This window comes from Bacillota bacterium (assembly GCA_013314855.1).
GTDB lineage: Bacteria > Bacillota > Clostridia > Acetivibrionales > DUMC01 > Ch48.
Genome location: JABUEW010000015.1, coordinates 13,182 through 29,665, shown reverse-complemented (window position 1 = coordinate 29,665; position 16,484 = coordinate 13,182). Strand labels below are relative to the sequence as shown.

General features: G+C 37.9%; 10 protein-coding genes. 1 reads left to right on the top strand and 9 read right to left on the bottom strand.

Annotated features, from left to right (window positions below; all coding sequences use genetic code 11):
- Nucleotides 1-76: 76 nt before the first annotated feature.
- On the top strand, nt 77-1,915 hold the full coding sequence (locus HPY74_03985) for a HAMP domain-containing protein (GenBank protein NSW89838.1): 1,839 nt from the start codon (nt 77-79) through the stop codon (nt 1,913-1,915).
- A 120-nt stretch (nt 1,916-2,035) separates the two neighbouring features.
- Here HPY74_03985 and HPY74_03980 read toward each other — a convergent pair whose 3' ends face one another.
- From HPY74_03980 to HPY74_03940, 9 genes are all read right to left on the bottom strand, one after another.
- Nucleotides 2,036-4,405, bottom strand: coding sequence for an ATP-dependent Clp protease ATP-binding subunit (locus HPY74_03980; protein ID NSW89837.1), 2,370 nt, complete (start codon nt 4,403-4,405; stop codon nt 2,036-2,038).
- 164 nt (nt 4,406-4,569) lie between these two features.
- Nucleotides 4,570-7,398 carry an excinuclease ABC subunit UvrA gene (uvrA, locus tag HPY74_03975; GenBank protein NSW89836.1) on the bottom strand — a complete coding sequence of 943 codons (2,829 nt, stop codon included), beginning with the start codon at nt 7,396-7,398 and terminating at the stop codon, nt 4,570-4,572.
- A gap of 114 nt (nt 7,399-7,512) precedes the next feature.
- Entirely contained in the window at nt 7,513-9,546 is a 2,034-nt protein-coding gene (uvrB, locus tag HPY74_03970) for an excinuclease ABC subunit UvrB (GenBank protein NSW89835.1), read from the bottom strand.
- Nucleotides 9,547-10,072: 526 nt separating this feature from the next.
- Nucleotides 10,073-10,591 carry a hypothetical protein gene (locus HPY74_03965; GenBank protein ID NSW89834.1) on the bottom strand — a complete coding sequence of 173 codons (519 nt, stop codon included), beginning with the start codon at nt 10,589-10,591 and terminating at the stop codon, nt 10,073-10,075.
- Nucleotides 10,592-10,641: 50 nt separating this feature from the next.
- Entirely contained in the window at nt 10,642-11,121 is a 480-nt protein-coding gene (locus HPY74_03960) for a GNAT family N-acetyltransferase (GenBank protein NSW89833.1), read from the bottom strand.
- A gap of 41 nt (nt 11,122-11,162) precedes the next feature.
- The gene (locus HPY74_03955; protein ID NSW89832.1) at nt 11,163-11,861 is read right to left on the bottom strand and encodes a hypothetical protein; all 699 of its coding nucleotides are present in this window, start codon (nt 11,859-11,861) and stop codon (nt 11,163-11,165) included.
- A 13-nt stretch (nt 11,862-11,874) separates the two neighbouring features.
- A complete protein-coding gene (locus HPY74_03950) occupies nt 11,875-13,227 on the bottom strand; it encodes a radical SAM protein (GenBank protein NSW89831.1) in 1,353 nt (450 codons plus the stop codon).
- Complete coding sequence (locus HPY74_03945; protein ID NSW89830.1) at nt 13,224-15,074, bottom strand: YcaO-like family protein; 1,851 nt, start codon at nt 15,072-15,074, stop codon at nt 13,224-13,226. The genes HPY74_03950 and HPY74_03945 overlap by 4 nt, the downstream gene beginning before the upstream one ends.
- A gap of 54 nt (nt 15,075-15,128) precedes the next feature.
- Complete coding sequence (locus HPY74_03940; GenBank protein NSW89829.1) at nt 15,129-16,466, bottom strand: radical SAM protein; 1,338 nt, start codon at nt 16,464-16,466, stop codon at nt 15,129-15,131.
- Nucleotides 16,467-16,484: the final 18 nt, after the last annotated feature.

Genomic DNA, 16,484 nt, shown 5'->3' with positions numbered 1-16,484 from the left:
TCATCAGAGCAAAAAAGTTAGTATAACAAGCCAGTTATAGTACAACGAACCAGGAAATAAAGTATAAGGAGCCGGTATGAGAAAGAAAATATTTTCATATTACTCAATATTAATATTAATATGCATGTCAATTACAGGAATTTTTACTTTTTATCTGACTCGGCACTTTTATAAAACTGAAGTGGAAGAAAGAATGAAAAGCTGCGCTCTACTTATTCGTCATCATTTACTAGAGGAACTCCACAATGGCGAAGCTGTTGATTTTAACGAAGCTGCAAAGTTCTATTCGGAAGTCCTAAACTCTGAAGTGTCAGGCCAGAATAAGATAAGGATTACATTTATTGATTCCGAAGGGAGAGTCCTTGGCGATTCTGAAGCAGACTACCATACCATGGAGAATCATTTGAACCGGAAAGAAATTCAGGAAGCCATTCATGGCAGTATGGGAAAAGACATTCGTTTTAGCAATACTCTTAATATGGATTTTCTTTACATTGCATTTCCTGTAAAAGAAATAAAAACCATAGTAAGGTTATCAGTACCACTTACACAGATACAAAAAATATACAGCATCATCCTGAATTATGAATTTCTGGGGCTATTGGCAAGTATAACTCTTACTTTAATAGTAACTTTAAGATTTTCAAGTTCCATTACGGACCCTATAGATGAACTTATTCTGAAATCCGGTGAGATTTCTTCAGGCAACTATAAGGTGCGGGCAGAAATAAAATCCCGGGATGAGATTGCCCAATTGGCGGAGACCTTTAACAATATGGCTTCTCAACTTGAAAAGACAGTATACGATTTAAAGGATAGGAATCTTAAGATGGATACAATATTAAATAACATGACTGACGGGATTATAGCTGTAGATAAAAACAGCACGGTAGTATTAATAAATTCGGTGGCATACCGACTGTTTAACATCTCTTTTTCTGAAGAGGAAGTAATTACCGGGAAAAAATTCGTGGAAATTGTCAGAAACACTCAAGTTAATAAGATGCTGAACGAAACTTTAAAAAACAGGGTTGTTTTGTCCGAGGAAATTAACATGGGCTATTCAGGCAATAAGGTATACAGAATAACTACGGTACCTGTTCAAGCAGAGTTAAAAAGTGAGCAAATTGGAGAAAACGATGAAAGCTTTATTTTCGGCGAAAGCACATTTTCAGAATTTAGTCATGGAGCCGTTATATCCGTGCAGGACATAACAAATATAAAAAAGCTTGAACAGATTCGTACTGAGTTTGTATCCAATGTTACACATGAACTGAAGACGCCTCTCACTTCAATACGGGGTTTTGTTGAAACTTTAAGGAACGGTGCAGTCAATGATAAAGAGGTTGCTGATAAATTCCTTGAAATAATTGATATTGAAGCTGAAAGGCTGTATACATTAATTAACGATATTCTTCAGCTTTCAGAGATTGAATCTCGTAAGAGTGATATAAACATTGAGACCTTCAATATCAAACATACAATTGACGAATGTGTGGAAATATTAAAACCTGAAGCGGATAGAAAAGGAATTGTCCTTCAAACCGAGAATGTTGACGATAAGCTTTTAATGAATGCAAACAAGGACAGGATTAAGCAAATGCTAATAAATCTGGTTGATAACGGTATAAAATACAATATAACCGGCGGCAGTGTATTTATTTCAGCGTACAGGGAGGAAGGCTGCCTGATTATAAGGATCAAAGATACAGGTATAGGAATACCGGAAGAACATCTTCCAAGGATTTTTGAGCGTTTTTACCGGGTAGATAAGGGTAGGTCAAGAAGCATGGGCGGAACCGGGCTCGGCCTTTCCATAGTAAAGCATATAGTCAATCTTTATAACGGGGATATTAATGTTAGAAGTCAAATTGGGCAAGGAACGGAATTTATAGTCCGTTTCCCGTATAAATAATCTTCTCGGTAAATGCCGAACATTTATCCTTTCAATTGCACCATGCTTCTGTGATACTACTCTGTAGACAAATTTTCATTTTATAATTTTATATTCGTTTATACAATTATACAATTCAATTTAATTGTCTAATCCCATTTTTACAGGTGCAGCAAGGCTCATTACGGTTTCTTTAAAAACCAACTCTCCATTCTCAACATCAACAATAATATTGCTTCCTTCTTTGAATACACCCCTCAAGTAAAGTTCAGACAGCTCATCTTCAATATATCTTTGTATTGTTCGTCTTAATGGTCTGGCTCCAAATTTCGCATCATAACCTTTTTCGAGTAAAAATTCTTTTACTCTGTCTGTAACACTTATGGTCATACCTTTTTCTTTTACATTATCTTCAACTTCTTTTAGCATAAGCTCTACAATTTGCCTTAACTCATCTTTATCAAGCTCTGTAAACACAATTATTTCATCAAGACGGTTTAAGAATTCCGGTCTAAAAGTTTCCCGTAAGACTTCCTTTACCTTTCCCTCCATGTCCTTATACTGGTCTTTACCAAAACCAATACCACTCGACTTCAAAGTTGTTCCTGCATTAGATGTCATTATTATTACTGTATTCTCAAAACTTACTGTCCTTCCCTGGCTGTCGGTTAATCTTCCATCTTCAAGTATCTGCAAGAGCATATTGAACACATCGGGATGGGCTTTTTCAATTTCGTCCAGCAATATAACCGAATAAGGTTTTCTTCTGATCTTTTCAGTTAGTTGTCCCCCTTCATCGTACCCAACATATCCAGGGGGAGAACCTATCAGTTTCGAAACAGAATGTTTCTCCATATATTCAGACATATCCAGTCTTATCAGTGCCTCTTCACTTTCAAATAATTCCACGGCAAGGGCCTTAACAAGTTCAGTTTTCCCAACCCCGGTCGGACCTACAAAGACAAAGGAACTAGGTTTTTTCTTTCTTCTGAATCCTGCCCTGTTTCTTCTTATGGCCCGTGCCAGGCTGCTTACAGCCTCGTTTTGGCCTATAACCCTTTTATGAAGTCTCTCTTCAAGATTTAAAAGCTTCTGGGTCTCAATTTCCGTTATCCTTTGCACCGGAATACCGGTCCATGCTTCAACAACATAGGCTACATCTTCCACTGTAATCTCAATATCCTCGCATTTTTCCTCTATGGCCTTAATCCTTTCCACAAGCTTACATTCTCTAACTTTCAAGTCTGCCGCTTTTTGATAATCTTCTATTGAATCTGCAGATACTGCATTTTCTTTTTCTTCCTGGACTCGCGCAAGCTCCTCTTTCAGCATTTCGAGCTCCACAAGAGTTTTATTGTTTAAATTAACTCTTGAACCTGCTTCATCAATTACGTCAATAGCTTTATCAGGAAGATATCTGTCCGTTATATACCTTTCAGACAAGTATACGGCCGCCTCTATAACCTCATCAGGTATTTTTACGTTATGGTACTTTTCGTAATAATCCTTTACTCCTTTTAATATTTCAATACTTTCCTCAATTGAGGGTTCATCCACAATAACAGGCTGAAAACGCCTTTCAAGAGCTGAATCCTTTTCAATATATTTTCTGTACTCATCCAGGGTTGTTGCTCCAATTACCTGGATTTCTCTTTTTGCCAGGGCAGGTTTTAATATATTTGCAGCATTCACTGCCCCTTCTGCATCTCCTGCTCCTATAATGTTATGCAATTCATCAATTACAAAAATTATATTCCCTAGAGCTTTTGCCTCCTCAATTATGCCTTTCATCCTGGCTTCAAACTGTCCTCTAAACTGTGTGCCGGCTACAATTGAAGTCAAATCAAGCAAATACACTTCAGAATTTAACAGCTTTGCAGGTACACTCCTGTTTGCAATTTTTAATGCTAAACCTTCCGCTATGGCGGTCTTCCCTACACCCGGTTCTCCTATCAAAACAGGATTGTTTTTTGTCCTTCTGTTCAAGATCTGGATTACTCTTTCAATTTCCTTTTCTCTTCCTATTATGCGGTCAATATCCCCTTCCTTAGCCTTCTCAGTAAGATTGATCCCATACATATCCAGGTATTTTTTCTTTTTGTTGTTTTTTCTTTCCTGTGTTTTAGTACGTGTCGTATTTTTGAGCTCTCTATCCTCAAATTTTCCCCGTCTCCTTCCATCAGACGGATTTTCATCCTGGCCGGTATTCCTGGGAAATGCTTTATTAAAGAAATTGAAAAACAAATTCCCCATTCCTCCTGGATTATGGTCAGGAGCTTCTTCAATTAATTTATCTATATCAATATTCTCAAGAAAACCGCTTACCTGGTTATTTAAATTCTCTATATCCTCATCAGTCATGCCTGTCTGCTCAATAAGTTGGTTAATAGGTTGAATCCCCTGTTTCTTTGCGCATGACAGGCATAAACCTTCCTGGGTCTGTCTGCCGTTTACTATTTTAGTTATAAAAACTACAGCAATATTTTTGTTGCAAGCAGTACACATCATCATACTTATCATCTCCTAAATATTAGACATTATAGTATATCACATAATCATACCTAAAGTCTAGTTAAATAAAAGGTCTAAAAAGGCCTTTATATGCCCAAGTACGTTAAATATACCTATTTAATTTATTTTAATTAACTTTAATTAATTAATTTCCATAAAAAATACTATTTATCAAGTATCTTACTAAGGAACTGCCCGGTATATGAAACTTCCAATTTTGATACCTCCTCAGGCGTGCCTTCTGCAACTATATAGCCGCCGCCATTTCCTCCTTCCGGACCTAAATCAATTATATAATCCGCTGTCTTTACAACATCCAGATTATGTTCTATTACCACTACAGAGTTACCGGCATCAACCAGGCGCTGCAACACATCAATAAGTCTGTGCACATCAGCTATATGAAGCCCTGTTGTAGGTTCATCAAGTATATACATTGTCCTCCCTGTACCCCGTTTTGAGAGTTCGGTAGCCAACTTGATTCTCTGCGCTTCCCCGCCCGAAAGGGTAGTGGAAGGTTGTCCTACCTTAATGTAACCCAGTCCGACATCAAATAGGGTTTGAAGTTTTCTTTGAATTTTGGGTATGTTCGCGAAAAACTCTAATGCGTCTTCCACTGTCATATCAAGTACATCCGATATATTCTTCCCCTTGTATTTTACTTCCAGGGTTTCCCTGTTATACCTCTTACCTTTGCAAACTTCACATGGAACATACACGTCAGGAAGAAAATGCATTTCTATTTTAATAATACCATCACCGTTGCACGCTTCACACCTTCCACCTCTTACATTAAAACTGAACCTTCCGGGTTTGTATCCTCTCATTTTTGCCTCTGTAGTAGAAGAAAAGACTTCCCTTATATGGTCAAATACACCTGTATAGGTAGCAGGGTTTGACCTGGGCGTCCTTCCGATAGGCGACTGATCAATATTTATTACTTTATCAAGGTGCTCAAGGCCAAGGATTGCATCATGATCTCCAGGTTTCAGCCTTGCCCTGTTTAGTTCGACAGCAAGCCTTTTATACAGTATTTCATTAATCAATGAGCTTTTACCTGACCCTGACACTCCGGTAACACAAGTAAAAACCCCTAAAGGTATTTTTACATTTATGTCCTTTAGATTATTTTCCCTGGCTCCTATTATTTCCAGCCATTTTTCGTCAGGCTTACGTCTTTTCTCAGGAACCTCTATTCTCTTCTTACCACTAAGATATTGTCCTGTAACAGATTCTTCACATTTTTTTATTTCTTCAATACTACCGGCAGCCACCACATACCCCCCATGGAGCCCCGCCCCCGGGCCAAGGTCAATTATATGGTCTGCAGCATACATGGTTTCTTCGTCATGTTCTACAACAATTAAAGTATTTCCTAAATCCCTAAGTTTCTTCAATGTAGCCAAAAGTCTGCCATTATCCCTCTGATGTAGGCCTATGCTTGGTTCATCAAGTATATACAGGACACCCATCAATCCTGAACCTATTTGTGTTGCGAGCCTTATCCTTTGGGCCTCTCCCCCTGATAGAGTACCGGCAGACCGGGAAAGGGTTAAATAATCCAGCCCCACATCAATAAGAAATCCTAATCTTGCATTAATCTCCTTCAATATCTGATGGGCTATTAGTTTCTGACGTTCAGTAAGCTGCAAATTACTTAAAAAAGCTTTTATTTCATATACCGGCATACATGTTAACTCATAAATATTTTTACCTCCAATAGTTACTGAAAGACTCTCTTTTTTCAACCGTGCACCTTTACACTCAGGACATGGCGTGCTGCTCATAAAACTTTCATAGTATTGCTTCATACTTTCTGACTGGGTTTCATTATACCTTCTTTCAGAAATATTAATTATCCCTTCAAATGCTGCCATGTAATTTCCGCTTCCGTAATCCCTTTCATATTCTATCCTGATTTTCTCTCCACCTGTACCGTATAATATTATGTCCAATATATGGGGAGGCAGCTTCTCAACAGGTATATCAAGGCTAAATTGATAGTACTTTGCAAGGGCTTCAAAAATCATTCTTGAATATCCGTCTCCATTTTCCAGATTCCAACCGTTTATTACTATTGCACCCTCAGCCAAAGACCTGGATCTATCGGGGATAATCAGGTCAGGATCCATTTTTAGCAGAACCCCCAATCCTGTACATACAGGACAGGCACCAAAGGGATTATTAAAAGAAAACATCCTTGGTGTAAGTTCTTCTATGCTGATACCACAGTCACTGCAGGCAAAGTTTTGGCTGAACACCAGTTCTTCCTTGCCTACAACATCCACCCGCAAAAGCCCTCCGGACAATCTTAATACGGTTTCTATTGACTCTGCAAGCCTTTTCCTGATGTCAGACCTTACCACCAGCCTGTCCACTACTATTTCAATATTATGCTTTTTATTCTTATCAAGCTTTATCGGATCATTTACGTCAAATACTTCCTTGTCAACCCTTACCCTTACAAATCCACCCCTTCTGGCATCATCAATTAGTTTACTATACTCGCCCTTCCTTCCCCTCACAACAGGCGCCAAAATCTGGATTCTTGTTCCTTCTTCCAGGGACATTATTTGGTCCACCATCTGGTCTACCGTCTGCTGGGATATTTCTCTTCCACAGTTGTAACAATGGGGAATGCCAATTCTTGCATATAAAAGCCTTAGATAATCATATATTTCCGTTACCGTACCAACTGTTGAACGGGGATTCCTGCTGGTGGTCTTCTGGTCTATTGATATGGCCGGGGAAAGCCCCTCTATATAGTCCACTTCAGGTTTTTCCATTTGTCCTAAAAACTGCCTGGCATATGCAGAAAGGGACTCTACATATCTTCTCTGTCCTTCAGCATATATGGTGTCGAAAGCCAGGGAGGATTTCCCTGAACCGCTTAGTCCCGTAATAACCACAAACTTGTCCCTTGGTATTTCCAGATCAATGTTTTTTAAGTTGTGTTCTCTTGCCCCTTTTATATAAATGCTGTTTCTTACCATTATTATTCGCACCCCGTATTTCCCTCAGCTTTAGCTTCAGCTTTAGCTTTAAATTTACGTTTTCTCCATTTCTGTAAATTTACAGTTTCTCTATTCCTGTTTTCAACTTCTCACTTATAAACTCTTACTTTTGAACTCTTCTTTTAGCTGAGTAATTCTATCTCTCAGTTGCGCTGCCCTTTCAAACTCCAAATTTTTTGCCGCAGCCTTCATTTCTTTTGTCAGCCTTTCAATAATCCTCTCCAAATCTTCCTTACTTAAAGCACCGTCTTTTCTGTTCTCTTCAATTCCTTTAGTCCTTTTAACTCCTACCTCTTCTTCAATCCCGTACTTTCCCTTATCTTCTGCAACCCTGGTAGCTTCTATAATATCTCTTATCCCTTTTTGGATGCTTTTAGGAGTAATACCGTGTTTACGGTTATACTCCATCTGGATCCTTCTTCTCCTGTTGGTCTCATTAATTGCTCTTCTCATGGATTCAGTAACAATATCGGCATACATTATTACTTTACCTTCCACATTCCTTGCAACTCTTCCTATAGTCTGTATAAGAGAAGTTTCAGACCTCAGGAAACCCTCCTTATCAGCATCCAGTATAGCAACAAGAGACACTTCAGGCAAGTCAAGGCCCTCTCTTAGTAAGTTTATCCCAACAAGTACATCAAAAACACCCAGCCTGAGATCTCTTATAATTTCCATACGTTCAATAGTATCAATATCAGAGTGAAGATACTTTACTTTAAAACCCATTTCTGTAAGATAACCAGTTAAATCCTCCGCCATTCTTTTTGTAAGGGTAGTTACCAGCACACGCTGATTCTTTGCAGTCCTTTTGCTGATTTCGTCCATAAGGTCATCTATTTGCCCCTCGACAGGCTTTACAACAACTTCCGGATCCATTAACCCCGTAGGCCTTATTATCTGCTCAACTATTTGTGCTGAACATTCTCTTTCATACTGTGCAGGTGTTGCACTTACATATATCACTTGGTTGATTTTTTCCTCAAACTCCTCAAATTTAAGAGGTCTGTTATCAAAAGCTGAAGGAAGCCTGAAGCCATACTCAACCAGGGCTTCTTTCCTTGATTTGTCCCCATTATACATGCCCGCTATCTGTGGTACTGTCACGTGGGATTCATCAATAATCAACAGGAAATCATCGGGGAAATAGTCAATTAATGTATAAGGAGGACTTCCGGGCGCCCTGCCGCTCAAATGCCTTGAGTAGTTCTCAATCCCCTGGCAAAACCCTATTTCCCTCATCATTTCAATATCGTACCTTGTTCTCTGTTCAAGGCGTTGGGCCTCCAGCAGTTTTCCCTGTCCTCGAAGCTCTTTCAGACGTTCTTCCAATTCTTCTTGTATGGAAACGAGAGCCCTTTCCATTTTTGCCCGTGTGGTAGTGTAATGGGATGCAGGGAAAATTGCAACATGAGACCTTATACCTATTATTTCACCTGTAAGTGGCTCAATTTCAGTTATCCTTTCAATCTCATCACCAAAAAACTCTACACGGATAACGCGCTCGGATGAAGATGCCGGGAATATTTCCAACACATCTCCCCTGGCACGAAAGGTACTGCGTTTGAAGTCAATTTCATTTCTTGTATATTGTATTTCCACCAGTTTTTTTATTATCTCATCCCTGTCTTTACGCATTCCCGGTCGCAAAGAAAGCATAAGCTCAGTATAGTCCTCCGGGTCTCCAAGGCCGTATATGCATGAAACACTGGCTACAATAATTACATCCCTTCTTTCAAGCAGAGCAGCAGTAGCAGAGTGTCTCAGTTTGTCAATCTCATCGTTTATGGATGAATCCTTCTCAATATAAGTGTCTGTGGAAGGTATATATGCTTCAGGCTGGTAATAGTCGTAGTAACTTACAAAGTATTCAACGGCATTATTTGGGAAAAACTCTTTAAACTCACTGCAAAGTTGGGCTGCTAGAGTCTTGTTGTGGGCAATTACCAGGGTAGGCTTCTGGACCCTCTCAATGACATTAGCCATGGTAAAAGTCTTGCCTGAACCGGTAACACCCAGCAATGTCTGCTTCCTGTATCCTTTATTTATACCCTCTACCAGCTTTTCCACAGCCTCGGGCTGGTCGCCCTGCAGTTTAAAATCCGACACAATTTTAAATTCCCGCATATAGCTACCTCCGAATAGACAGCTTTTTTATTGACTCAATATATTATACCATACTTAACAATACCTGCAATCAATTACAATTGATTGGGTGTAATTAAATTTGAAGAAATATATCCCAGAAACATAAGTGTTACTTCTACATCCGAGCATCCGAGCTTGATGCCATCCGCCATCTGTTGTTAATTTCAGGAATATGTATTCAGGCGTTATTAAAAAATTAACAGGTTTGTACAATCCTATAAAAACTGGCTTGAAAAAAGTCTTGGAATAAAATTATATGCAGAATTGATTGTACCATAAGCTATTTTGTCAAGGCTAAAATGAATAAGCAAAGCTTGGCCTTGACAAGAAGTAGGCCTCTCTCCGTCATTAAGCATTTTTAGAATCATCAGTTTCTTATCTATAAATTCCTTCAACAATTCTCTTAAGTTATCTTTGCTATATATTAAACTTGTCTTTTTATTCAAATATTCCTGGATTTCAAGGAATGACCGTATTTCACTGCAATAGACATAAATGTCTTTTTTTAACCGCCAAATATAATCTTTATGTGTGGAAACCGTTCTTTGAGTTCCCGGGCAAAAACAAGGGAGGAAACCTGTGCTCCGACTTTACAAGAAAAACCCGCTATGGCAATATCTTTCCATGGTATGCTATCCAAACAGTCATTAATATACCTTGGAATAGAGATATTAATAATATTCTCCAACTCTTCTTTCATATGAATTAATTTGTTTACCAGGTTCAAATAGTGCTTGCCTTTAGAAGAAAGGCCCTCTATAAGTCCGGTAAAATTTGTATTTCTCTGTTTGGGCAAAAGGTCCCTGAAAAGAAATTGTGAAAAAAGCCATTCGCCAATATAAAACATTTTGGATGATATGATTTCATATGTGTCTTGTTTTAAATATTTTACAAAACGCAGGTTCAGGTAATATACCCTAGCTGAAATACCTTCATCTTCCAAAACTCTTTTTAACAACCCAAGGCATAACGATCCCCTGTCAATTACTCCCCACGGCATTTGCAACAAAGCTACCTGTTCCACTTTCAATCCCCCCACTTCGTTTAACCTCGTTTTCATGTTCTTTCCAAGCATTATTCGCTTTTTATTAAAGGCTTAACCAACTTAACCTTATATTCGTTGTATTTTAATAATTTAGCCAAATCAACAGCTCTGCTGTTATTTCGCAACATATCTGCCACAATAAACTTAATATTATGCTCAGCAGCCCATATTTCAACTTTTTTAATTAATTGTTGGAATAATTTTGCATAGCCTCTATAGCCGGGTTCAATATAGTAATGTGTTATGTAAAGGTAGTCGTCTACAAAAAACTCAAAATCCTTCTTTCGCATCCATGCTTCAATAAAACCGACAACTTTTTCATCTGCCGTTGCTACATATATTATGCATTCCTGCATTTGCATATATTTTTCAATCATATAGTCTCTTTCAACAATAAAATCTCCCTTATAATAAGGGTCTTTATCCAATTGGTCGTCCGCAAGCTTTCTCCAGAGATGTTTCAAACTCTCAGCATCACTTAAGCTTGCTTTTCTTACATTTAACTCCATATAACACACAGCACCTCCAATCAGCAAATATAACAGATTTACTACTCCATACAAGCTCTATAATATTCATTTAGAAATTCAACCCATTCCTTCTCAAATTCATCTTCTGTAGTGTTGAAGATTTTTCTAAAATCAGAAGGATTTCTAATCAGTTCGTTTAGTTTATCAAAACCATATCGTTTTATTATATATTCAACAATTGTGTATGCAAAAATAAACCCGCTTTGTCCAATAAAATCCGATTCAAGTTCATTAATAGTCGGTATTTTCTTTCTTGAAATCATATTTGCCAATATTACTTTATGTTTATTATCCATTTGTTCTGCTTCAAATAGTGCTAAGCCTTCATCCAGAAATCTCCACACACCCTTGCAATTGACCTTTTTTACAAGGGTATGGGTAAATTCATGGACCGCAGTCTTTAGTATGCTGGCATAGTTGTGTACCGGACCCGGGTTTAGCGGCGATACAATACAGATTAACCCAGACTGTGCCGTCCCTACCAGCCATTCGGGCGAATCGGCGTCCTCCATAACTTCTTCATGAAATGTTTTTATATCGGGATATATTTTTACCTCAACTTTTTCTTCCAGTGTTAAGTTTAAATCATGCAGAATTTTTTTACAATTATATTCAAGTATGCCGGATAAGTTTTCTAGACATATCACATCCTTCTCCATACAAAAGAATTTAAAGTGCTCTGTTTCTTTTCTGGATTCCAGTAAATCGGTTTTTCCCATACAACCACCCATTCTATAGACTCTCACTTTTAATTCTGCTTTGTCTGTACTTCAGTTTTAGGAACTTCTCGATATTGTACTTATATTGCATACAGCAGCCTTCTGTATTAGTCGGTGCAGTATCCTTTATAATCATGTTGCGCAAACATCCACCCATACATATAGGCAATATCCTGCAATTTTTACAGTTTTCATTATCTATTGGGGAGGTATCCATCCATTTTTCCAGATTTTCATTCCATTCAAAGGGTCTGTCTATTTTGCCGAAAGATTCATCAGGGTTCCAGATGGTATATGTACATTTATGAAGTTCTCCTCTCGGTGCTACAACAACATGGTTTGCCAACAAGGCGGAACATGCCCCTCTGTCTTTAGCTGGCAGAAAGTCTATTTTTATTTTTCTTTTAACAGCCTGTTCAGCAAGCTCATAAAAAATCGCGGAAAATTCAAAGGTGGACAATGCCCTGCTTTTAACAGCATCGATTGAATAAGGGTACGCTTCAATCCTAACTATCTCCATTCTGATTTTCTCCGCGACATTTGATTCTTCTAATATATCCAAAAACCCGGAAAACTCCTTTATATTGTCCCTGTCAACTGAATACCTGACACATACATTCATAATATCCGATATATCAATTATATTACTCATAATGGTCTGGAATGTATTTCCCCCGTTTCTCAAAGGTCTCCTGGCGTTATGGCCTTCCGCGTAACCGTCAATTGTTATGCATGCCTCTTCCACGCCACATCTTCGCAGTTCTGAAGCCACTTTTTTATCTAAAAGATACCCGTTCGTAAAAATAATTGAAAAATAGCCAGCCTGCTTTTTGGATAGAATATCCTTAACCGCATTAGAAATATAATATATTATATTTAGTGCAAGCGTAGGTTCGCCGCCAAACCATGTTATTCTTAGGATACCTTTATTAGGAGAAAAGTCATTTATATACTTTATTATGTGATCTGCAGTATCTCTGGTCATACGATATCTATCCTTGCAAATGCCTTCATAGCAATAAACGCATTTGAAGTTGCAGTCAAGTGTCGGCACTATGGTCATGCTCAGCATGTTACTTTGTTGAAATCTCATATGGTACTGTTTTTTTTTGAGTATATCAATTTCATCTATACTATCCTCAATAAGGAATCCACCTTTTTTAAATTGGTTAATGGCATAAGACAGCTTTTTGTCATCTTCATCGGTACCATTATACTCATCCATCAAATGCGGATTCGAGCATACCTTGAGAAACTGCCGGTAGAGTTCCCTGTCAATACATGCAAAAGCCCCACTAAGAGCGTTATATGCAAGTATCACTCCATGGTCGTCCTCAACGAAAAAGTTATAACGAGACATTTTCATACCTGGACCTCCTTTTTACAAGTGCAGAAATTCATAATCCTTCTCTGGTCAATTACATTTTCTGCATACCTGTCTTTCAACTTCTTATACAATTTTTCCATCTCAGGATATGTACAGTATTCAGTATAGGGACACTTGTTACACTCAAAGCAATCCAACCTCCCACAGTTTTTAAAAACGTCATTAGGATTTCTCATACCGGAAAAAACCATTTTTACAATATCTTCCGGATACATTTTATTCAAGATGCCATAAATCCTGTCTTCTTGATCAATTCCTTCCACACGTGCACCAATATAGTCCCTGATACAACTGTAATATGCAAGGCTTCTTTCTCCCAAATCCACAATAGATGATTTTAAAAAACGGTCCATTGCATCATAGGCTTTTCTAAACTGTCTCATCTTGTAATAAGCAGAGCATATGAACAAATCCCTCTTTATTTTATTCCAGGGGAAATTCATACTGAACGACCTATGCAGAGGTTTTGTTATTGAATCATAAGGACTGTACTCGGCAAGATTCATATAATCAATTACTTGCTGCAACTCCTCGTTGCATGCCTTCTCAAGATGCATTAATACAGAAGATGCGCTCTTTCTTCCTGTTATAATATTGATTGAATGAAGGTTCGAATCATTTACCTCACTGAAAAATGGAACAACCACATGAAAGCTGGGAAACTCAAGAAAAGATACATCCCTTATAAGTATATCGTACCCTTTACCCTGTATAATATTGATAAGATATGACAGCATTTCCCCGTTGCTGCCATTTCCGCAGTATTCGAATTCAGAAAATCCATAATTACAGTCTTCACCGAAAAATCTGGCAGGATAATAGCCACAACCAAAGCAAAATATATTATCTTTATTCTTGAATTTACTAATTTCGGTATTTTCAAGGTATGAAAATTTTACCATCCAATCCAAATCATCCATTCTTCTTCCCTGCATCAATTCTGTCATACCCCGCTCAAGTGCGATTTCAAATATAGGATGGGCACCAAATTTTACAAAATATGTTCCACGCTTTTTATCTAAAAAGATTATTCCTATACACGGAAATCCCTGTCCTAGTGAACAATCCTTGATAACAAGCTTAAATGGCCCTCTGCTCTCCAGTTCTTTTATCATTTTGTAAAGGTGGGTACAGTGTTCCATAATATAAGATTCAGGGATGGTTGGAGGTACGATTCCATCACTAATAATTTTAAAATTTACATATCTCTCTATTGTTTCGGAAATGCCCTGGACAAGAGCTTCTTCAACCGTATTTCCAGCACACATACCATTTGAGCCGTACCTGCTAATAAGCATAATTGCAGGAATGTAATTTATGCTGTTTTCAGTAATATTTAGGTAAGGCAAAGCAACAAAATCCGGCCTATCACTGCTTAAATAATCTGCCATTTTCCATCTCTCCAGAAGAGATTTTTTCTCATTTATATCTTCAGCTTCAAAAGTAAACACCTCAAGCCATTTCTCACTGTTATGCAATATTTCATCAATACTTACATACTTCTCGTCCGGAGCAAGATAAAAGTCTCTATATTCCAGTGCCTCCTTCCTCATTGCCTTAGTGTACTTGAATACAACAAAATTCTGCAGTCTTTCAATAAGCTCGCCATATGCACTGGCAAGAGCATATTCACAGGAAGTTCCCTTGCCGTTGGAAAACAAGCTGGTCCCCACGATGGACAGGTTAAGGGAATAATACCCTTTCACGTCTTGTTTCCATTCTTCCTTAGTCAAAATACCGAGATGGTACAGAATATTCCTTACATTATGGATTGTCTCTAACGGACTACATTCTTTATATCGTGTTGCATAACCATATTCTTTCACATTCTCCCTCCTTTTTCTATAAATATATGTGATTATGCAATTTAAACTAATTGGCTATCCAGTCTTTTTAACATCCTTATACTGTTTGTATAGTATCTTTAATAATTCAGGCATATTGTATTTTAAATGCGAACAGTGATTTTGCCGATTGAGAATATTGTCCTTTACAAGTATCTTGCGGGGACACCCTCCCATACAAAGTGGAAGAACACTGCAGTTACGGCATTCTTCATTCTTGAATACATCCCAAGCCAACCACCTGTAAGATCCGTCCAGAAGCTTAACTTTTTGACCAATCCGCCCTACGCATTCGGAATAGTTACCAATGACATCCCAGCATTTGTACAGGCATCCGTCAGGTCCAATCAGCATCCCCATCTGTGAAATGGATGCGCATTGTGACTCATAGCTTTTAGGTACTACATCCGTACCCACTCTTCTGTCAACCAGCATTTCTACAAGCCTTACATAAACCTTTGAAAACTCTTCCGGGTCGAATACAGCGTTATTGACCTGCCGGCACAGGTATTCACGCGGCTGAAGTGGAGCAATGCTTAGTACTATTCTGTTTCTAATTCCTCTTTCCTCCAATATATCCAGGAAAGTAGGAAACATCTCTACATTATCCTTTCCGATGTTGGTCAGTACCGATATCATGAAATTATAGTCCATTTTTTTAATATTATCTACTATTCTATCAAATGTTCCTTCTCCGTTTTTAAGGCATCTCACACGGTCATGATACTCCGGCGGACCGTCCAGCGTGACTTGTGCTCCGTCGACACCATATTTCTTAAGATTGGTTACTACCTCTGGAGTAAGTAGGTATCCATTAGTTAGAATTGTAGCATAATACCTTGATTTTTTCTTTTCAGTTATTTCCATAAAAGCATCAGAAAGACGGTAAATGGTATCAACAGCAAGCAACGGTTCGCCTCCGAACCAAGTAACTTTAAGAGCACCATATGGCTCCAGGTTTTCATCCACATATTTTATTATTTTATCCTCAACTTCTCTGCTCATATATTCACACTTTTTTTTGTCGCTTTCATAACAGTATATACAACTAAAATTGCAGTCCATAGTTGGTGCTATTGTCAATCCGATACGTTTATAATCGGAAAATCTTCTTATTATATCATTTAATCTCAAATAATCATTTTCATTTAAATCATCCTCTACTATGAAACCTCCTTTTTTATAATCCATAATAGCTGCAGCTATATGTGGGTCTGATTCATCAATATTCTCTTTCTCACCTTGGGTTGTTATTTTTTGAAAAACATCGTACAAGTCTTGATCAATTTTTACAAACGTATTTTTTAAAGTGTTATATAAAAGAATATCCCCATTACCTATATCGGTTATGATATTAAACCTAGAAGCTTTCATTCTATTTTTACCCCCTTA